The following is an 18,120-nucleotide window of genomic DNA, read 5'->3' as shown; positions in this document are numbered from 1 at the left end:
ACACAGCGTTCACATAGCGTTGCATGAACGAGCATGTCTCACCGGAATCATATGCATACCAAAAAACTTTTACTGAATTTGTTTGAATACAAAGCCTGGGCTAATACCGACTTGTATCATCTCATGGGAACTGTATCGCCAGGCGAACATGCGCGTGAGCTGCATGATGCAATAAGAATACTCAATCACATCTACGTGGTAGATCAGATTTTCATCGCCAATCTGCAAAGCGAGCAGCATGGCTTTACCGCCTTGAACACCAAAGAAACACCCACACTGGCTGATTTGCAGCATGGTGTGCAGCATGTTGACCGCTGGTATATAGACTATGTCGCAGCCCAGCATGAAACCAGGTTTGCAGACGACATACGCTTTAGCTTTGTCGATGGCACCCCTGGCTGCATGTCACGTGGCGAGATGTTATTGCACGTAGCGACTCATGGTAATTATCACCGGGGGGCAGTGGGCCGCATCTTGTTCCAGATTGGCAAACAACCGCCAAAAGATACGTTGACGGTATTTTTAAGCCGCCAGGCCGTGGATAAGCCTTGATGGCAATACGGCTTGCCAGCGAAAAAGATGCCGCCGCATTGCAGGAAATCTACCGGCTCTGCATCATCGAAGCGACATGGCAAATCCGCCCGTCTGAGACTATTCCTGATTTTGCGGCGGTTTCCTGCGGTGAAACCATCTGGGTCGCGGTAGATAGCAGCGACCAGGTGCTGGCTGTGCAGGACGAGCATGCCTACATCCACCATTTATATGTGCACCCCTTGGTGCAAGGTCAGGGAGCAGGGTGGGCTTTATTGCAGCATCTGCAGGCGCACCTGGCATGTCCATGGCAACTCAAATGTGTGGCAAGCAATCATGCTGCCATGGCATTTTACCGTCACCTGGGTTGGCGTGAACTGGAGAAGGAAACAGGAGAAGACGGTTCTTATTACCTGCTTAAATTTGTTTGACTATGAAGCGTCATGGATATAGCAAGATGCATGTTGCCGGATAGCACGGTTGTGGCAGAAGCTGTTATTCTGTTGCCCACAGGATTTGCTGCTTGTAGTCTGGTCGGGTTTGATGAATACTCGAATATGCGCCGTATTTCCTAAAAACACTGTTGGTACTGTTTTCAAATCAGTCAAGGACGTCTATGCCAGGCCAAGTGGAATTATCCAGAATTGCTCTATACCGCGCCATGGTAGAGCAAGCTTTGGATGCGTTGCTGGTCATGGAAGGTGGTGTTTTCATTGACTGCAATCCCAGTGCCGAGAAAATGTTTGGCTTTTCAAGAGAGCAATTACTTTCCAGTGCGCCTGTGGATTTATCTGCTGCCACACAATTTGACGGCCAGGATTCCCTGGTTGCCGCCAACCGTTACATCGAGCTGACCCTGGCGGGGCAGCCCCAGCGCTTTGAATGGGCTTCACGCCGGGCTGATGGTAATTTATTCACCTCTGAAGTAGCTTTAAACCTTCTTGAAGACCATGGCAGGCGATGCATTATTGCTGCGGTACGTGATATTTCTGAACGCAAGCAGGCCGAGCTGAAGGCGCGCAAGAAAAATGAAAAGCTGCGTGTTTTACTTGAAAATTTTCCCGGCGGCGTCTCCCTGATTGATGAAAATCTCAGGTTCGTCGCCTGGAATGAAGAATTATTGCGCATGCTGGACTTGCCCGCGGCGCTGTTCGAGGGCCGGCAGCCGCTGGTCAGCGAGATATTCGAGGCCAATATCAGGCGCGGGGAATATGGTGAATTCAGCAGTGCCAGCGATGAAGATAAGCTGGCCAAGCTCATGGCCATCATACAAAGTGACAAGCCCTATTCCTATGAGCGCATACGTTCTGATGGCAGCATCATTGAAGTGCGGGGTGTCCCGGTAGATGGTGGTGGTGTGGTTACTACCTGCCTCGATGTGACGTCCAAACGCCGTATAGAAATCGAATTCCACAAACAGTCATTATTCCTCAAGGCAGTGCTGGAACACATGCCCCAGGGCTTGAGCGTGTTTGATGAACAACTGAAACTGTATTTATGGAACCAGGGCTTCCTCGACGTGCTTGACTATCATCCTGATGCGATCTACGAGGGCGTGCCATTTGAAGACTTATTGCGCATCATGGCGACGCGTGGTGAGTATGGTGAAGGTGATATAGAAGAACTCATCAATACCCGCCTGAGCCTGGCAAGACAGTTTCAGGCCCACCAGTTTGAGCGCGTAAGGCCAAATGCCCATACCCATCTGGTGCAGGGCAGGCCTATCCATGAAAACGGCAAGCTGCAGGGCTTTGTCACCACTTATACCGATATTACTGAACTCAAAAAAGTACAGACCGCCTTGTCGAAAGCCAACGCGCTGCTGGAACAGAATATCGCAGAGCGCACCAAAGAACTGCGCCATACGCAGGATGATCTGATGCGCAGTGAGAAACTGGCTGCGCTGGGTTCGCTGGTGGCAGGTGTAGCGCACGAACTCAATACTCCCATCGGCAATAGCCTGCTGACGGCCAGTACCCTGCAAGCCAAGACCCAGGAGTTTGCGCAAAAGATTGGCGATGGCAATATCCGTCGCTCCGACCTGACAGCCTATCTGCAGGCCGCGCAACATGCCAGTGAGCTCATCGAACATGGCTTGAACAATGCGGCTGACCTGGTGGCCAGCTTCAAGCAGGTGGCAGTAGATCAGGCGAGTTCCAAGCGCCGCCGTTTCCAGCTCAACAAGGTTTGTCATGATGTGATTGCCACCATGATGGCCAAGATACGTCAGGCAGGCCTGCAGATCAGCGTGGACATACCCGTTCACATAGAGTTGGACAGTTTTCCGGGGCCGCTGGACCAGGTGATCTGCAACCTGATTGACAATGCCATCCTGCATGCTTTTGAGGGCAAGCCTGATGGTCAGATCTGGATCAGTGCCACCACGCTGGGCCAGGACAGGGTCGAACTGCGCTTTGACGATAATGGTGTTGGCATACCAGCAGAAAATCTGGGGCGTGTATTTGATCCCTTCTTCACCACCAAACTCGGTCAGGGCGGCACCGGACTGGGCATGAATATTGTCTATAACATCGTCACCAGCCTGCTCGGAGGTGATATCCGTATAGAAAGTGAGGAGGGGGCGGGCACCAGTTTCATCATGCAAATCCCCCTGGTCGCGACCGTTAACGATAGTGACCCCGCTGACTAAGCTACTCGGGTATTACCAGTTTCAGGCAGGCGGTCGGCTATACTGCTTCTCTTTTTGCATCAGGAAAACATCACATGTCCCAATCTCCCGCCTGCCCGGTCTGCTCGATGGAAAATACTTATCCGGATGGCGATAATTATATTTGTGCCGATTGTGCACATGAATGGCCCATGCAGGCTGCCACCAGCGCGGACGATAATGATGAGCGCATAGTCAGGGATTCAAACGGCAATGTACTGGCAGACGGCGACGCTGTTGTCCTCATCAAGGACCTCAAAGTCAAAGGCTCATCGACCACCCTGAAGATGGGTAGCAAGGTAAAAAGCATACGCCTGGTCAGCGGCGACCATGAAGTCGATTGTAAAATGGATGCAGGCAATTTCATGTTGAAGGCCTGTTATCTCAAAAAGGTCTGATCCAGGTTTGAAGTAAGTCTGATAGGGAGCAAAGCATGCGGCACATACTGGTCTATGGCGATTCCATGTCCTGGGGCTTGATCCCGACGACGCGCAAACGCCTGAATTTTGAAGAGCGCTGGCCCGGTGTGCTGGAGATAGGCTTGAATAGCGCGGACAAACATGTGCGTGTGGTCGAAGATTGCCTGAATGGCCGCCGTACTGTCTGGGAAGATCCTTTCAAGCCAGGGCGAAATGGCTCGCAAGGTCTGGCGCAACGCATAGAAACCCTGACGCCTTTGTCCTTGGTCATCGTCATGCTTGGTGTGAATGATTTCCAGTCCATGCATCAGAATAATGCCTGGCTGTCTGCGCAGGGCTTGGCCGTCGTCATCAATACCATACGCCAGGCGCCGGTAGAGCCTGGCATGCAAATCCCGCCCATACTCATTGTTGCACCGCCTATGCCATATGACCCCAAGGGCATGATAGCGCCCAAGTTTGTCGGTTGCGAAGAAAAGTGTGAGGGCCTGGCCGAAGCTTATAAAGAAGTAGCGGCCGCTGCTGGCTGCCATTTCTTTGATGCTGGCAGTGTTGTGACATGCAGTGAATATGATGGCGTGCATCTGGATGCTGACCAGCACCTTATCCTGGGTTGGGAGCTGGTTGGTGTGGTGTCGTCTATTTTGCAATGAAGTTTGAAATGAAATTTTATGAGCGCTGACTTACATGCGATACAAAACCTGCTTGCCAGGTTCGCCAATAGTTTTGACTTGAAAGACTGGGATTTCTTGAGCGCCTGCCTTGCCAGTTCCATCCATACTGATTACTCAGATTTGCGTGGCACACTGCCTGAGCAGATGAGCAATCAGCGCTATGCAGAATTACGTCGCATCGCCCTGCAAGACTTGCAGACCCATCATCTGAGCGGCAATACTGAAATTGAATTGAACGATGATGCTGCAAACGCAAAAGTCTCTAGCATTATTTTTCGCAAAAATAAAGACGGCCAGACCCTGCATACGCATTGCCTGTATCAATTTGGCTTGAGTAAATCCAGTGGGCAATGGCTGATCAATTCCATAGTCCAGAAAGTATTCTGGAGTGATGGCCAGACTGCGATACATGCCGGTATCGTCAAATAACAAAGCCACCCCTGAGGTGGCTTTGTTATTGCGCTATAGGGCCAGATGTGTCTGGCCAAATGCAAGGTGCTGATCAGGCAAATTGTATCTGCCCATCGTAAATACCTACGAGTGTAATCGCCGCAGAAATATCAGTGGCTGTCACAGCAGACGCAATCGCGATGCCATTCGTGATGGATGCCTCAGGCGTCAGGAAATTCAAGCCCCATTCTACGGCGAACTGATTGGCGACCTTGATTTTATTATCGAGCAAATTGACGACCCAGCCCCAGGTCGCATCTCCTGTGAATGCGCGTGCACCGGCGAGTACGGCACTGACCATCGAGCCACGGCTCTGTATGCCGGTATCGAGTTCATTGAGCCAGTATTTGAGGCCCGCCGCATCCGCGCCGTCTGCCCTGCCCATGGCATTCTTGTAAATGATATTGATAAAATCAGTATTGCTGAGGCTGGCGCTGTAACCGGTCTGTGCCGGGTATTGTGCAGCCGCCAGGAAGAAGGCATCGCCTATCTGTTTGAAGCTCATGCCTCCCTTGAATTGGTTGATCCAGTAGTCGAGGCCATCCGCATCAGGTACGCGGTTAAAGTAGGCGACATACAATTCTTCCAGCGCCTTCAATTCTGTTGTCTTGATGGTATGCGCATTGTCATACACGGTGGTGTTGACGATATAGTCAGTGAACTGGATTTTTTCTACATTGTGGGCAGCCCAGTAAGCCGCATTCTGGTTACCCAGCAACATGGTGTTGTTGCCGATTTCCCAGACAAAATAACTGCCGCCACCTGTACCGAGTTTGGCACTGATGACCAGGGTATCGGTGCCCGCTCCGCCATCAATGTAGTCATAGCGCACAGACTGAGGTGCACTCAGGCCTATCGTATTATTGCTGCCATCAAACTGGTAAATAGTGTTATTGGCATTCAGGCTACTGCTGGCACCGCTGACATTGATGATGGTTTTATCCATCGTGGTGGTTTCTGTTTGCTGCGTGGTGTTCAGGTTTTTGCGTATGTAGCCGGTATTGTCTATGGTCGTCAGGCTCAGGCTGGCACCAGCCTTATAGGCACCGGAACCATACGCATCAAAGTAGAGCTTATCGGTGGTATTGACAGTGTTGCCAGCTATTTTCCAGGTGTAAGCCAGCAGACTGGCATCAGGCACTGATGGCTGGTAAATGCCGGGTATGCTGGAATACAGATCGAGGTAATCGCCAATGGCGGCATAATATTTGAGGGCAAAGGCTTCTTTTTCTGGTGCGTTGAAAGCGACACCCAGGTGATTCATTTTTGAGTCCTGGGTCGCGCGCCAGATACCAGTATTACGATAATAACCACCCTGATAAGTGCCAATCACGCCAAGATTGCCGTCCTGGAAACCCAGCCAGGCAGACCATGGTATGCGGCTTAGTGAATCGGTCACGTGCGGGCTGGCCAGGAAGCCGGGATCGGTCAGAGGGTAGTTGCTGGCAATTGCGGTATCGACATATTCGTCCTGCAAGCCAGCAAAGCTGTGGCCTATCTCATGCAGTACGACTTCGGCGGATGAAATATTCCCGGCAGATGCCCAGGCGATGGAACCGCCAGCGCCGCCATAAAGTGCTGTATTGACCAGCACCACGACCAGCTCATGTGCATCACTCGCTACGGCACTATTGACATAAGACGTTACCTTGGAAAAGTCACCATACAGCAAACGCCCGTCACTGCCATGCTGGCTGACATCAAAATAGGTATTGACGCTGATATTCTGGTTGGGCTGGTCAGTTCCTGATTGGGTTGAGGCGACAAAAATGGCACTGGCATTAAACAGGTTCTTGTACGAAGAGAATGGCGCATTCAGTTTGGCATTCGAATCACCCAGCATATTGTCGAGGAATTTTTGCGCATCTGCCAAAAACTTGGCGCGCTCGGCAGCCGTATAACCTTCAGCAACGAAGACGATATCAACGCGGTTTTTGCTGCTGCCGGTATTCAGTAAAGGGGTGACGTCTGCCATGATGGGTGAGCCTTGTAGATAGAAGCGCACTTTCCTGTGGGCCAGTTGATAATTGCTGCCTTGTCAGGATGTACTTGATAAATATATTAACAAAAACGACCAACTGCTATCGTACAACAACGTGTATGTAGAAAGACATGTATTTCATGTAGGGAATTGCAACAAGTGTTGCAAAATTGAACGCGGGCATGGATGGTTCAACTTCTGGCATGGGCAGGCTAATGAAACAAGTGAGCCCAGTCCTTCCCAGTCCTTCCCAGTCCTTAATAGACATCCCGTTTGTACAATCCCGCCTCAGCCATCTGCTCCAGTTTATCCAGACCCAGCATATTACTCAAGGTCTGGTGCACTTCTTCTGCCATGCCTTGCAGGCTGCCGCACACCAGAATGGCTGCGCCCTGTTCTACCCATGCCACTATGTTTGCCTGTTGTTCTTGCAAGGCATGTTGTACGTAGCGGCGTTGGGCCTGGTCGCGGGAAAAACACAGGTTCAGTTTGTTAAGCACACCACTGGCTTGCCAGTCCTGTATTTCCTGACGATGGAAAAAATCATGCGCCTCGTTTCTTTCACCAAAAAACAACCAGTTGCGTAAATGACCACGGGTAGCACGCGCCTTGATATGCGCACGCAAGCCTGCCAGTCCGGTACCGTTGCCTATCAGTATCAGGGGATGGTCTTGCGATGGCGTGTGGAAGTTACGGTTTTCACGTATGCGCAGTTTGATGGTTTGTCCGATTTCTGCATGGGCTGTCAGCCAGCCGGAGCCTATGCCGAGGCTGCCATCCGGACGGCGCATTTGCCGCACCAGCAGTTCCAGTTTGCCATCGGCAGGCAGGGAGGAAATCGAATATTCACGATGCGGCAGGACAGGGCGCTCATCAGTGGTATTGTCATTCGCTGTCTGGGGTGGATAGTCAGGGCCAATTTCTGCGATGTCACCGGCTTGCCAGATATGTTCACTGCCATTGGTGTTTTTTGCCGGGATACAGGCGATGCGGTAAGCAGGCCCGCCGAGGCTGCCAGGATTGAGCAATTCTCTCTCGGTTAATATCCATTCCTGATAAGCCGGTTTGCTCCAGTCTGCCATTTCTGTATGGCCGCTGAGCAGGCCCAGATAGTGCTGCCAGTGCCGCAAGGCTGCTTCATCTCCATTATCGACTTCTATCATGTCAAACAGGCTATGTGCGTGCTGGTGCTTGAGCCACAGATCTACCCTGTGCGCAAAAGCGCAGAATTGCTGATAATGCCTGTCGCCGAGCGCCAGTACGGCGAAATGCAAATGCGATAAATCGATTTTCTGACTCATGGTCAGACGGGTAAAGGCCGCTGCATTGTCAGGCGCATCACCTTCACCGGTAGTGCTGAGTATGAATAAGATGCGGCTGGTCTTGTTTAAAGTCTCAGTTTTGATGGCAGCCAGGCTGCTGACTGCAACACTCATACCGGCATCCTGCAGATGCTGTGCAGTTTTGACGGCAATCTGTTCTGCAAAACCAGTCTGGCTTGCATACGCGATCAGGATGTTTTGTGCATGCGCCTGATTCAGTTCAGTACTAAATCCATGATGCTGCGTGGCCAGTTCATCTTTATGCCTGCGCAGGGTCTGCAGGCAAAAACTCAGATAGCTGATAGCGACCAGTGCAGTGCTGTATTGTTTTTGCGCAGGAGAAGGAATAAAAAAGCTGACCAGACACAGGAATGTCAGGGCCAGGCTGATACGCTTCATCCAGCTTAAAGAGGGCAGGCGCATACGTGCTTAATCCAGCATGGCACTCAGGGCCCTGCTCATTTTTTCTTCAAAACCAGACGCGGTTCTTTGCAGGAACAGGGCGGCGATCTGATGTTGTTCGGCATACGCCAGACCGGCAGCGCAACCCAGCACCGTCAGCGCAGTAGCCATCGCATCTGCCACCATGCATTCAGGGTGCAAGACCGTGACCGAGGCAAGATCATTGTCTGCCGGATAACCCGTGCGCGGATCAAGCGTATGCGCATAGCGACGACCATCCTGCTCAAAATACTGGCGGTAATCGCCAGAAGTCGCAATCGACAGGCCATGCAGGGCGACCAGATATTCCTTGTCCAGTTTTTTTGTATTTTCTGCAGGGCTTTCTATCCTGACCCACCATGGTGACTGGTCTTTTTTCATACCTAGTCCGCGTAATTCTCCACCGAGTTCTATCAGGTAACTGGTGATTTTATTCGCATCGAGATAGCGGGCGATCTGGTCCAGCGCAAAGCCTTTGGCAATTGAGGATAAGTCCAGCGCGACGCTGCTGGTGCCCGTGCCAGTCTGGCGTATGCGCTGGTTCAGATGATCCAGTTCCAGTGATTTCCAGTTGCCGCAGCTCAGGGCAAGGTCGATCTCGGTTCGTGAGGGGGCGTCTTCGCGTTTGCCCGCAGGGCCAAAGCCCCACAAGTCAACCAGTTTGCCTGCGGTGATATCATAAGCCCCGCCTGTTTGCTGGGACAGGTACAAACTGTAATCGACCAGCTTGAAAAATTCTGCTGGCAAGGATTGCCAGCTATTGGCCGCTGCGCGGTTGAACTCGCATAAATATGAGGATGGGTCCCAGGTACTCATCTGCATGACGACCTGGTTCAGCTCGGCTTCTATACCCGCCTGCAATTCGTGCACATCGTGGGCTGGCAGGCAGAGTAGCTGCACAGTCCAGTTGGTGCCCATGCTCAGCCCACTGAGTGTATGGCTGATCGCATGGGCGGGCGGGATTTGTGGTTCCGCCACATCCAGCGGTATAAAAACACGACGCATATTGCTCAGTATTTGTTGCTAAGTATTGATAATGATTATTGAGGCAAGACTTCCAGTGTGGCTACATAGCTGGCTACCCTGGATTTGGCCGGGGCCTTGACTTGCTTGTCGTCCTTGATTTCTGCTTCCATCCAGTACATGCCTGCATTTGCCCAGGTCACGCTGAATTTGCCATCATTATCTGTCACAAAAGTTTTTTCATCGAGCTTCTGGCGGTAACGTACGCCACCAGCTATCAGGGTGACACTGACCTTGGCTGCCGGTTTGCCATCCAGGGTCAGGCGGAATTGTGCTGTTTCGCCGGCGACCAGATCATTCGGGTGAGTGGCACCACTCAGTTCCAGGCCACTGCCGGTAATTTCCATCGCCTTGCCACCGGGTTTGCCATTGGTGACGAAGGTTTCAACGCGGCCACTGCGTTGTGTGACTTGCAGTTCTTCTGCATTGGCTGGCACTTCCTTGGCAAAAGTTTCTGCCGTACCGCGCCAGCGCTTGACCTTGCCTTCTTCCTTGTAACTGGCAAACAGGCCTTCATTCAACAAACCAATTTTATAGCTGCCAATCTGGCTGAGCTTGACATCGAAACTGCTGCGGTATTTGCCGGTATTGGCATTTTCCGGTTTCAGCGCAGTGCCGTCTGGTGCTGTGATAAACAGATTATCAAGCTTTAGCGCATTGTGATCAAACACAAACACATCGGTAGCAGCAGCTGCATCGACGGTCACCCATGGGGTATTGCCAGCCACCACAGTTGAGGACGGCACCAGGAAGGCGCGGTGCGCCTGCGCCGTGAATGCTGCGCAAGCCAGTGCCGAGAACAGAGCGATTTTTTTAAAATTTTTCATGATTATCCTTGAGCCAGTCTTATTTGATCGTCACAGCAATAGTTCCCAGCTCATGGCTACCCTGGGCTTTGAGGTTTTGCTCGCCTTTGGCTTGCCACTGGAACGGAACTTTAACCACTTCACGGCCACCGCCCTCACGCGCAGCTTCAACGATAAGCTGGTAGTCACCTGCTGGCAGTTTCGCCAATATACCCTTGTCACCGGCAAAACTCAGGGTTTGCTCACCGGTAGTACGGGTAGCTCCACTGACGCCTTCGACCGGCATTTGTAATTCACGGCCACTACGGCGCCACCACTGACGCAAATCCTTCAACCATTTCGTACCTTCATTGTCGCGCTTTTTCAAGTCATACCAGACCGACAGGTTGCCAGCAAATGTCTGGTCTGGTTTTTCCAGCCAGATCGCGACATAGGGCTTGTGATATTCAGCCACATTCAAACGTGGCACTTCGACTTTCAAAGTCAGGTCAGCCGCGACAGCATTCATGGCCGGGGCGCCCAGCAGACTGGTGATGGCAAACGGGAGCAATTTACGCATGGATAGACAACCTTATTGAGAACAAAGTAAGAACAAAGAATGAACGGTTTTAAATAACTAGTGAACTGTAACAGTGAAAATCGGAGTGCCTGCCATGTGCGCGACGATCATGGCTGCGTTGCAAATACTCGCGATAGCCCCGCTATCGCTGTGTTTTGCATCTTGCCCTGATGCGCCGGGCACATGTCCTTCACTCTCGATTTCACTGTTAAAGTCCACTAGTGGATAAACATCAGGGCAAGTATCAGAGGTAGCACCAAACCAAACACCACCACCGGCCAGGTACTGGGGCGTTTGCCAGCGTGCATCTTCAGCAGGAACAGGCCAGTCATACAAAAAATCAGGCAGACCACGGCAAAGGCATCGATAAACCAGTTCCATGCTGTGCCGGTATTGCGGCCTTTGTGCAGGTCATTGAAATAGGCAATCCAGCCACGGCTGGTCAGCTCATATTCCACTTCCCCATTGTCCAGTTCTATGCGCAACCAGGCATCGCCACCGGGTCGGGGCAAGCCTATATACACTTCTTCCGGTGACCATTCCGGTGCCTGGTCACCCAGTTTTACTCCCATGTCTTGTGCCAGCCATTCGCTGACATCGCCGGGGATGGCGGCATCATCGATATTTTTCAAAGCATTCAACTGCGATAACAAGGCAAATGGCAACTTGCCTTCTTTCTTGCTGACCACAGGATGCGCTTCTATCTGTGCCGAATGATTCAGGGTGATGCCTGTCGCGGCAAACAGGATCATCGCAATCAGGCACAGTGCAGAACTGATCCAGTGCCATTGATGCAGGTGGCGCAACCAGAAAGCCCGGCTTTGTTGTTTCGATAAATTGTCCGTACCGGCTTGCATGAATTTATTTTTGTTCATTCTAAATGATAATTATTCTCAATTGTACATGGAGTCGTGTCGAAAAAGCAGTGGGAATTGTACATTTTTGTTTCCGCCTGACAGCGTGATAAGCATTTTGATAACTGTATTCTAAAGTCCACCCAGGCAGTGCGTGATAAACTTTTAGGGATATCAACTAATTTTCTTCATTATGAACGTCGTCATTCTTGCAGCTGGCATGGGCAAACGCATGCAGTCTTCTTTGCCCAAAGTATTGCACACGCTGGCAGGCAAGCCTTTACTGAACCATGTGATCGCCACGGCGCGACAACTGCAGGCCAGCACTATCTGCGTGATCTATGGCCATGGTGGTGAACAAGTACCAACAACCGTTGCCGCTGAAGATTTGCGCTTTGCGCTGCAAGAACCACAACTGGGTACCGGCCACGCTGTTGCCCAGGCTTTGCCTGTGCTGGATATTAATCAAGCTACCCTGGTCTTGTATGGCGATGTGCCACTGACTACACCAGCCAGCCTGGCACGCCTGGTTGCGGCAACTGGTAAAGATAAGCTCGGTATTCTGACCGTCGATATGGCAGACCCCACAGGCTTGGGCCGCATCGTCAGGGAAGATGGCATCATCAAACGCATCGTCGAACAAAAAGATGCGAGTGAGACCGAGCGTCAGATCACAGAAACCAATACCGGCATTATGTCCATACCAACTGCTCACCTGCAAAAATGGCTGGGTAATTTATCCAACAAGAATGCCCAGGGTGAATATTATCTGACCGACATCGTCGCCCAGGCAGTAGCTGATGGTGTGGAAGTTGTCTCGGCCCAGCCAGATGCAGTCTGGGAAACCCTGGGTGTCAACAGCAAGGTGCAACTGGCCGAGCTCGAACGCACACATCAAAAAAATATCGCTCTCAAATTACTGGAACAAGGTGTGGGCCTGTATGACCCGGCGCGCATCGACGTACGTGGCAGTCTGCAATGTGGGCGTGATGTGTCGATTGATGTAGGCTGCGTCTTTATCGGTGACGTGCAGCTCGGAGATGGTGTAACGATAGGCCCGAACTGCGTCATCAATAATGCGCGTATTGCAGCAGGCAGCAGCATCAAGGCTTTCTGCCATATCGAAGATGCCGTCGTCGGTGCCAAATCACAGATAGGCCCTTATGCCCGTCTGCGCCCTGGTGCCGAGCTGGCAGAGGATGTGCACATCGGTAATTTTGTTGAAGTAAAAAATAGCCAGATTGCCGCACACAGCAAGGCCAATCACCTGGCTTATATTGGTGATGCCACCATAGGCAGCCGCGTCAATATTGGTGCCGGTACGATCACCTGTAATTATGACGGTGTGAACAAGTCTCGTACCATCATTGAGGATGATGCGTTCATCGGCAGTGATACACAACTGGTGGCACCAGTGCGGGTAGGCAAGGGCGCGACTTTGGGCGCAGGCACGACGCTGACCAAGGATGCACCGGAAGGCAAGCTCACCGTCTCACGCGCAAAGCAGATCACGATCGATGGCTGGCAGCGTCCAGTCAAAATCAAGAAATAGACATTCATGGTGTAGCGGTCAGCCATGTCAGTCATATCGGCTGGCCGCTACATAGTAATACACATCAAAAAATCAGGAGAATGTTTGCAATAACTGCGCAGCTTTCTGCGCTTGCTGCGCATTGTTTTTGACTATTTCGTTCAAGTATTTTTTTGCTTCATCTGCACGGTTTTTCTCTACTGCCAAAGTCGCCGCACGCATCCACACCGCGCCACGGAAATTCACATCAGTCTGGGCAAACTGCTGGGCGTCGATGACGTCTTTCAGCAATTGCTCACCCTTGTCGTGGCGGTTCATTATTTTTGGTACGGCCAGGTAAGTGCTGGCAGCGACAAAACGTACTTCCAGTGCCACAGGCACGCTGCCATGCATGGCGGGGCTATTGTCCGCCAGTTGCAAAGCCTGTTCTACCATCGCTGTGCCATCTTCCAGTGCCGTGGTTTTTTCGCCTTTGGCGAATTTGTCGAGTGAAGACTTGGCAGTTGCTGCACCGGCATAAGACATCAGCAAAGGATTGCCTGGTTCCTGTTTGAGCAAATTGCTGAAGGTATTTGCTGCTTGCTGGTTAGCTGTTCTGCTGGCATCTATTTCAGCCTGGGACAGTGAATTGATGTAGTCCTGATTCAACCATGCAGTCACAGCATTGGCGACATATTGTTCCTGGCTGATGGTGGGCGTGCTGACCAGTTGTTTGACGGCAGTTTTGAATTCAGTTTCAGAAAAGGCCATGGCATTGCTGGCAAGAGTGGCGATGCCAGCGGCAAGCAAAACGGTTTTGATGGTAGTTGTAGTAAAGAGGTTTTTCATGATGGACTCCATTATGTAAGTAGTTGAGTAAGTAATCTGCGTTGTTGGGACAGCAATGACAGATTAAGGCCTGGCTCCGCAAGCCACCACCGGTATGAGATCAGTGGCAGGAATCTGGTGTGAAGCTTTAAAAAACGGGCGTGAAATGAGTTCTGGAAAAACAGAAAATTTCTGTCTATGGTGTATGAGGGACATGGCGTGCCCACAAGGATGCAATTTCACAACAGTATGATGCCGGTTTGATAAGTGAGCCTGGCATAGAAAGGCAACTGAAAGCTTGTACTCCTTAGCATGTGAACCGACCACATGACACGCATGTTGTCTGCAAAACAAAAATTTCTATAGGAGAACACCGATGAAGAAGTTACTCGGCGCGGCCACGCTGGCATGCATGGCAACTGCAGCGCATGCGCAAACCAGCGTCACTATCTATGGCCTTATTGATGCCAATATCACTTACAACAACAATGCTGATGCCAACAAGGGCAGCCAGTTCAAACTCAATAGCGGTGGTATGAACACTTCGCGTTTTGGTTTGCGCGGTAGCGAAGACCTGGGTGGTGGTTTGAAAGCCATCATGCAACTCGAAGGCGGCGTGCTGCTCGACACTGGTGCCTCTGACGGTGACATCTTTGGCCGTCAGGCCAATGTTGGCCTGCAAGGTGATTTTGGCCGCATCGTCGCTGGCCGTTCATACAGCACCACCTATGATTTCATCCTGCCGTTCGATCCTATGGGTTATGCGCCGCAATATTCCTGGGCAACTTCTGCCGGTGCCACTGGCAACCGTAAAGATGGCATGCTGACTGGTGTGTCCAATCTCTTGAAATACCAGTACGACGGCAAGGGTTACAAACTCGGTGCAACCTATGGCTTTGGTGAAGTGGCAGGTAATACTTCAGGTAATGCCAAATACATTGTTGCTGCCAGCGCGTTTGATGGCCCGTGGGCTGCTGTCATCACTTATGAGCAAAATAATAGTGCGCCTATAGCCAACGGTACTTATGACCAGGCCAAGGTATTACACCTGGGCGGCTCTTATGATTTCGGCCCTGCCAAAGTGTTTGCAGGTTATCGCAACTTCAAGAAAACCCTGGCAACAGGTGCTGCAGACCAGCGCAGTGACACACTCTGGCTGGGGGCTAATTACTCCGTCACGCCAGATTGGACTTTGACTGGCGTTTATTACTATCAGGACATCAAGAATGTTGCTGCCGGTGCAGATGCAGATCCGGGTTTGCTGGTCTTGCGCGCCAAATATGCAATGTCCAAACGCACTGATATCTATATCGCCACCGGCTATGCCAAGGCCAGCAATAACAAGCTGACAGGCGTCTCACGTGATGATGCAGGTTTCGCGACGAATCAGACATCAGCAACTGTTGGTATCCAGCACCGCTTTTAGTCGTATCGCGTGATGCTGTAAAAACCAAAAGCCCTGAACTGCCAGACAGTTCAGGGCTTTTGTGTCTCGATGTGGTTGCTTCAATGCGGCCGGACTTCTTTCTTCAAAGCCGCCATCGCCATCTTCTCAACCAGACCGGGTGCAATCAGTTTCAGCCAGCGTCCCAGCTTGCCCTTGAAGCTCATGACGACGTCACGGTCACCACGTTCATAGCCACGTATGATCAGCGATGCACATTCTTCTATCGACATCGCATCATCTTCTTTCAAGCCACTCTTGCCTGCTGCTTCACCCGCCGCGTTATAACCGTGATAGCGTATCTGGGTAGCCACCACGCCAGGGTAGGCCACAGTCACCCTGACGCCAGCTTCTTTCAGTTCTGAACGCAAGCTCTCAAAAAAACCGCCCATGGCAAACTTGCTCGCGCTATACGCGGTGCGGCCCGGTACACCGATCAGGCCTGCCAGGGAAGATACCGCGACGATGGTGCCGCGTGATTTTTTGAGGTGGGGCAGGGCAGCATGGGTACACCAGACACTGCCCCAGAAATTGATGCGCATGAGCTCTTGGTACCAGCCCAGGTTATCCACTTCTTCGAGCAGGGCCTGGGCAGATTTACCCGCATTATTGATGAGCACATCGATACTGCCAAACTGTTCCACTGCTGCTTCTATCAGATGGCGGCAATTGGCTTCCATGCCGACATCGGTTTTTACTACGTGTGACACAGCACCAAAGGCCTTGCATTCTGCAGCCACTTTCTTGAGTGCTTCTTCATTGCGCGCCGCCAGCACCAATGCCAGGCTGGGCCCATATTTTTTAGCCAGTTGACGCGCGATTTCTGCCCCTATTCCATCTGAACTGCCAGTAATGACAACGACCTTGTGCTTTGCCTTCATAGTTTGTAGCTTTCATCCGTTCGATCAAGTTTGCGTATCAAGGAGGGCCAGACAAAGGCACCACCCAAACCACCAGTCTGTACGCGCATGGCTTCTGCCACCCCTTTGACGATAAGCGGGTTCACATGTACCAGCTCACCCCCAGCCTGCGCTGCCAGCTGTATCTGGCAAGTTGCTTCAAAGGTATACATCGACAGGAAGGCATCGGCGATCGACTTGCCTGCTGTCAATAAGCCATGATTGCGCAACATCAGGAAGTTAGCCTGTCCCATGTCAGCTTGCAAGCGCGGCTTTTCATCTTCCCTGAAAGCAACGCCCTCATAATCATGATAAGCCAGCGATGCCAGCACGAAAGTTGATTGCTGCGATAGCGGTAGCACGCCACATTTTTGTGCGCTGACAGCAACACCGGCACGTGTATGCGTATGCAAAACACATTGCACATCTTCCCGTGCAGCATGTACTGCACTATGAATGACAAAGCCAGCCGGGTTCACCGGAAACGGTGAATCAATCACCTTATTGCACTGCTGATCCACCTTCACCAGAGAGGACGCTGTGATTTCATCAAACATCAGGCCATAAGGGTTGATGAGGAAATGATGCTCAGGCCCAGGTATGCGTGCACTGATATGGGTAAATACCAGATCGCTCCAGCCATACAATGCGACAAGGCGGTAACAGGCGGCCAGATCGACACGTACTTGCCATTCTTCTGCGCTGACTTGATCTTTGACTGAGGGGATATCCATAATGTCTCCAGTGTTGTTTTTTTGTGATGAGGGCTTACACAAAAGTGCCCCAAAGCGTTGCAGCTCCCGCATCTGGCAATACCCTGTACTAAAGTACTGTCTTCGTCGCTACGGTGTAGTTGGGGTTTCAGACAACATGTTGTCTGCCAACGTAACGAACCGCTCCTGCAAGAGCGGTTTCCCATAGCGATAGCCTTGTTGGGACAATTTTGTGTAAGCCCTATTGATTATTATTTATCGTTAATGGCGCTGACAGCAGCTTTGTAGATCGTATTGCGCGGCTGGCTGAGCAGCTTGGTCAGCATGGGTTCAAATTCCACCAGCGGAAAAGTTTCTGCATGCGCATCAAAAGACGGGTTGTCGTACAGTGCGCAAAATTCTGCCGTGCGTTCAAAATGCGGGTGCGCCCGGAATTGCTCGCGCATATCTCTGTCCATGCCTATGTGATGGAAAAAATAATTGCCCTGGAAAATGCCATGGTGTTGCACCATCCACAGGTTTTCTTCGCTGACAAAGGGTTTGAGTATGGCAGCCGCAATATCGGGGTGATTGAATGAGCCCAGCGTATCGCCTATGTCATGCAGCAAGGCGCAGCACACATATTCATCATCACGGCCATCGCGCAGTGCGCGTGTGGCGGTTTGCAGCGAATGGGTGAAGCGATCTACCGGGAAACCGCCATAATCGCCTTCAAGCAGGCGCAGATGTTTCATCACGCGGTCTGGCAAGCCCTGTACAAAATGCCTGAACTCCCCACCTATGATTTGCCAGTCTTCCTGGGTACTGTCCTCCATGCGGACAAATTGCGCACGATGTTGCATTTGCATACTCCTTGAAGTGAATATTTAGAACTCATTTCATAAATATGAATGAGATGCGTTCTAGTCATAACAGCCATACCTTAAACGCAGTTTTCAAGCCTAACTGTCAAATACTTTACAATTCAGCTCATCTATTCATGCGGGCAATTATTCTTT

At 51.3% G+C, this 18,120-nt stretch carries 19 protein-coding genes; 9 read left to right on the top strand and 10 right to left on the bottom strand.

The genetic code is table 11. The features are described 5' to 3' along the window. Window positions 1-51 precede the first annotated feature (51 nt). The 7 genes from ACO0LN_RS13820 (at window position 52) to ACO0LN_RS13790 (ending at window position 4,721) form a co-directional block, all read left to right on the top strand. Window positions 52-552, top strand: coding sequence for a DinB family protein (locus tag ACO0LN_RS13820; protein WP_422974654.1), 501 nt, complete (start codon window positions 52-54; stop codon window positions 550-552). After that, window positions 552-962: a GNAT family N-acetyltransferase gene (locus tag ACO0LN_RS13815; protein ID WP_422974652.1), complete on the top strand. Its 411-nt coding sequence runs from the start codon at window positions 552-554 to the stop codon at window positions 960-962. Before ACO0LN_RS13820 ends, ACO0LN_RS13815 begins: the two co-directional genes overlap by 1 nt. Before the next feature lie 12 nt (window positions 963-974). Then, entirely contained in the window at window positions 975-1,106 is a 132-nt protein-coding gene (locus ACO0LN_RS13810) for a hypothetical protein (protein ID WP_422974649.1), read from the top strand. Window positions 1,107-1,147: 41 nt separating this feature from the next. Then, window positions 1,148-3,181, top strand: coding sequence for a PAS-domain containing protein (locus tag ACO0LN_RS13805; protein WP_422974647.1), 2,034 nt, complete (start codon window positions 1,148-1,150; stop codon window positions 3,179-3,181). 74 nt (window positions 3,182-3,255) lie between these two features. Further along, window positions 3,256-3,597, top strand: coding sequence for a zinc ribbon domain-containing protein YjdM (locus ACO0LN_RS13800; RefSeq protein WP_422949177.1), 342 nt, complete (start codon window positions 3,256-3,258; stop codon window positions 3,595-3,597). Window positions 3,598-3,632: 35 nt separating this feature from the next. Next, entirely contained in the window at window positions 3,633-4,271 is a 639-nt protein-coding gene (locus ACO0LN_RS13795; RefSeq protein ID WP_422974645.1) for an SGNH/GDSL hydrolase family protein, read from the top strand. An 18-nt stretch (window positions 4,272-4,289) separates the two neighbouring features. After that, the gene (locus tag ACO0LN_RS13790) at window positions 4,290-4,721 is read left to right on the top strand and encodes a nuclear transport factor 2 family protein (protein ID WP_422974643.1); all 432 of its coding nucleotides are present in this window, start codon (window positions 4,290-4,292) and stop codon (window positions 4,719-4,721) included. 73 nt (window positions 4,722-4,794) lie between these two features. On the opposite strand, the gene ACO0LN_RS13785 is transcribed toward ACO0LN_RS13790, so the two are convergent. The 6 genes from ACO0LN_RS13785 to ACO0LN_RS13760 form a co-directional block, all read right to left on the bottom strand. Continuing rightward, entirely contained in the window at window positions 4,795-6,717 is a 1,923-nt protein-coding gene (locus ACO0LN_RS13785) for a M64 family metallopeptidase (protein ID WP_422974641.1), read from the bottom strand. A gap of 263 nt (window positions 6,718-6,980) precedes the next feature. Beyond that, the gene (locus tag ACO0LN_RS13780; RefSeq protein WP_422974894.1) at window positions 6,981-8,393 is read right to left on the bottom strand and encodes a sulfite reductase subunit alpha; all 1,413 of its coding nucleotides are present in this window, start codon (window positions 8,391-8,393) and stop codon (window positions 6,981-6,983) included. A gap of 81 nt (window positions 8,394-8,474) precedes the next feature. Beyond that, window positions 8,475-9,491, bottom strand: a complete 1,017-nt coding sequence (locus tag ACO0LN_RS13775) for an FAD:protein FMN transferase (RefSeq protein WP_422974639.1) — start codon at window positions 9,489-9,491, stop codon at window positions 8,475-8,477. A 35-nt stretch (window positions 9,492-9,526) separates the two neighbouring features. Beyond that, window positions 9,527-10,336 (bottom strand): DUF4198 domain-containing protein, encoded by an 810-nt coding sequence (locus tag ACO0LN_RS13770; RefSeq protein ID WP_162057196.1) that lies wholly within the window; start codon window positions 10,334-10,336, stop codon window positions 9,527-9,529. A gap of 19 nt (window positions 10,337-10,355) precedes the next feature. Further along, entirely contained in the window at window positions 10,356-10,874 is a 519-nt protein-coding gene (locus ACO0LN_RS13765; protein WP_422974637.1) for a DUF2271 domain-containing protein, read from the bottom strand. Between the two features lie 218 nt (window positions 10,875-11,092). After that, window positions 11,093-11,749 (bottom strand): PepSY-associated TM helix domain-containing protein, encoded by a 657-nt coding sequence (locus tag ACO0LN_RS13760; RefSeq protein WP_422974635.1) that lies wholly within the window; start codon window positions 11,747-11,749, stop codon window positions 11,093-11,095. A gap of 172 nt (window positions 11,750-11,921) precedes the next feature. On the opposite strand from ACO0LN_RS13760, the gene glmU reads away from it, so the two are divergent. Beyond that, window positions 11,922-13,280 carry a bifunctional UDP-N-acetylglucosamine diphosphorylase/glucosamine-1-phosphate N-acetyltransferase GlmU gene (gene glmU / locus ACO0LN_RS13755; protein WP_422974633.1) on the top strand — a complete coding sequence of 453 codons (1,359 nt, stop codon included), beginning with the start codon at window positions 11,922-11,924 and terminating at the stop codon, window positions 13,278-13,280. A gap of 72 nt (window positions 13,281-13,352) precedes the next feature. Here glmU and ACO0LN_RS13750 read toward each other — a convergent pair whose 3' ends face one another. Then, complete coding sequence (locus ACO0LN_RS13750; RefSeq protein ID WP_422974631.1) at window positions 13,353-14,087, bottom strand: hypothetical protein; 735 nt, start codon at window positions 14,085-14,087, stop codon at window positions 13,353-13,355. Window positions 14,088-14,442: 355 nt separating this feature from the next. Here ACO0LN_RS13750 and ACO0LN_RS13745 point away from each other — a divergent pair, with 355 nt between their 5' ends. After that, complete coding sequence (locus ACO0LN_RS13745; protein ID WP_422974629.1) at window positions 14,443-15,492, top strand: porin; 1,050 nt, start codon at window positions 14,443-14,445, stop codon at window positions 15,490-15,492. A gap of 80 nt (window positions 15,493-15,572) precedes the next feature. Here ACO0LN_RS13745 and ACO0LN_RS13740 read toward each other — a convergent pair whose 3' ends face one another. From ACO0LN_RS13740 to ACO0LN_RS13730, 3 genes are all read right to left on the bottom strand, one after another. After that, a complete protein-coding gene (locus ACO0LN_RS13740) occupies window positions 15,573-16,391 on the bottom strand; it encodes an SDR family oxidoreductase (RefSeq protein ID WP_162057201.1) in 819 nt (272 codons plus the stop codon). After that, window positions 16,388-17,143 carry a class II aldolase/adducin family protein gene (locus ACO0LN_RS13735; protein ID WP_422974626.1) on the bottom strand — a complete coding sequence of 252 codons (756 nt, stop codon included), beginning with the start codon at window positions 17,141-17,143 and terminating at the stop codon, window positions 16,388-16,390. Before ACO0LN_RS13735 ends, ACO0LN_RS13740 begins: the two co-directional genes overlap by 4 nt. 230 nt (window positions 17,144-17,373) lie before the next feature. Further along, on the bottom strand, window positions 17,374-17,964 hold the full coding sequence (locus ACO0LN_RS13730; RefSeq protein WP_422974624.1) for an HD domain-containing protein: 591 nt from the start codon (window positions 17,962-17,964) through the stop codon (window positions 17,374-17,376). Between the last annotated feature and the right edge of the window lie 156 nt (window positions 17,965-18,120).

Source organism: Undibacterium sp. TC9W (genome assembly GCF_049339865.1).
Classification (GTDB): Bacteria; Pseudomonadota; Gammaproteobacteria; order Burkholderiales; family Burkholderiaceae_D; genus Undibacterium.
Note: the sequence above shows the minus strand (reverse complement) of the source record. Positions and strands in the feature narration are given on the sequence as shown.

What these genes read in the sequence shown, in the direction of transcription:
- ACO0LN_RS13820 (WP_422974654.1), top strand. Translation starts at nt 52, where the DNA reads ATGCATACCAAAAAACTTTTACTGAATTTGTTTGAATACAAAGCCTGG.
- ACO0LN_RS13740 (WP_162057201.1), bottom strand. Translation starts at nt 16,391, where the DNA reads ATGAAGGCAAAGCACAAGGTCGTTGTCATTACTGGCAGTTCAGATGGA.
- ACO0LN_RS13775 (WP_422974639.1), bottom strand. Translation starts at nt 9,491, where the DNA reads ATGCGTCGTGTTTTTATACCGCTGGATGTGGCGGAACCACAAATCCCG.
- ACO0LN_RS13770 (WP_162057196.1), bottom strand. Translation starts at nt 10,336, where the DNA reads ATGAAAAATTTTAAAAAAATCGCTCTGTTCTCGGCACTGGCTTGCGCA.
- glmU (WP_422974633.1), top strand. Translation starts at nt 11,922, where the DNA reads ATGAACGTCGTCATTCTTGCAGCTGGCATGGGCAAACGCATGCAGTCT.
- ACO0LN_RS13815 (WP_422974652.1), top strand. Translation starts at nt 552, where the DNA reads ATGGCAATACGGCTTGCCAGCGAAAAAGATGCCGCCGCATTGCAGGAA.
- ACO0LN_RS13800 (WP_422949177.1), top strand. Translation starts at nt 3,256, where the DNA reads ATGTCCCAATCTCCCGCCTGCCCGGTCTGCTCGATGGAAAATACTTAT.
- ACO0LN_RS13810 (WP_422974649.1), top strand. Translation starts at nt 975, where the DNA reads ATGGATATAGCAAGATGCATGTTGCCGGATAGCACGGTTGTGGCAGAA.
- ACO0LN_RS13790 (WP_422974643.1), top strand. Translation starts at nt 4,290, where the DNA reads ATGAGCGCTGACTTACATGCGATACAAAACCTGCTTGCCAGGTTCGCC.
- ACO0LN_RS13730 (WP_422974624.1), bottom strand. Translation starts at nt 17,964, where the DNA reads ATGCAACATCGTGCGCAATTTGTCCGCATGGAGGACAGTACCCAGGAA.
- ACO0LN_RS13735 (WP_422974626.1), bottom strand. Translation starts at nt 17,143, where the DNA reads ATGGATATCCCCTCAGTCAAAGATCAAGTCAGCGCAGAAGAATGGCAA.
- ACO0LN_RS13805 (WP_422974647.1), top strand. Translation starts at nt 1,148, where the DNA reads ATGCCAGGCCAAGTGGAATTATCCAGAATTGCTCTATACCGCGCCATG.
- ACO0LN_RS13785 (WP_422974641.1), bottom strand. Translation starts at nt 6,717, where the DNA reads ATGGCAGACGTCACCCCTTTACTGAATACCGGCAGCAGCAAAAACCGC.
- ACO0LN_RS13760 (WP_422974635.1), bottom strand. Translation starts at nt 11,749, where the DNA reads ATGAACAAAAATAAATTCATGCAAGCCGGTACGGACAATTTATCGAAA.
- ACO0LN_RS13750 (WP_422974631.1), bottom strand. Translation starts at nt 14,087, where the DNA reads ATGAAAAACCTCTTTACTACAACTACCATCAAAACCGTTTTGCTTGCC.
- ACO0LN_RS13765 (WP_422974637.1), bottom strand. Translation starts at nt 10,874, where the DNA reads ATGCGTAAATTGCTCCCGTTTGCCATCACCAGTCTGCTGGGCGCCCCG.
- ACO0LN_RS13795 (WP_422974645.1), top strand. Translation starts at nt 3,633, where the DNA reads ATGCGGCACATACTGGTCTATGGCGATTCCATGTCCTGGGGCTTGATC.
- ACO0LN_RS13745 (WP_422974629.1), top strand. Translation starts at nt 14,443, where the DNA reads ATGAAGAAGTTACTCGGCGCGGCCACGCTGGCATGCATGGCAACTGCA.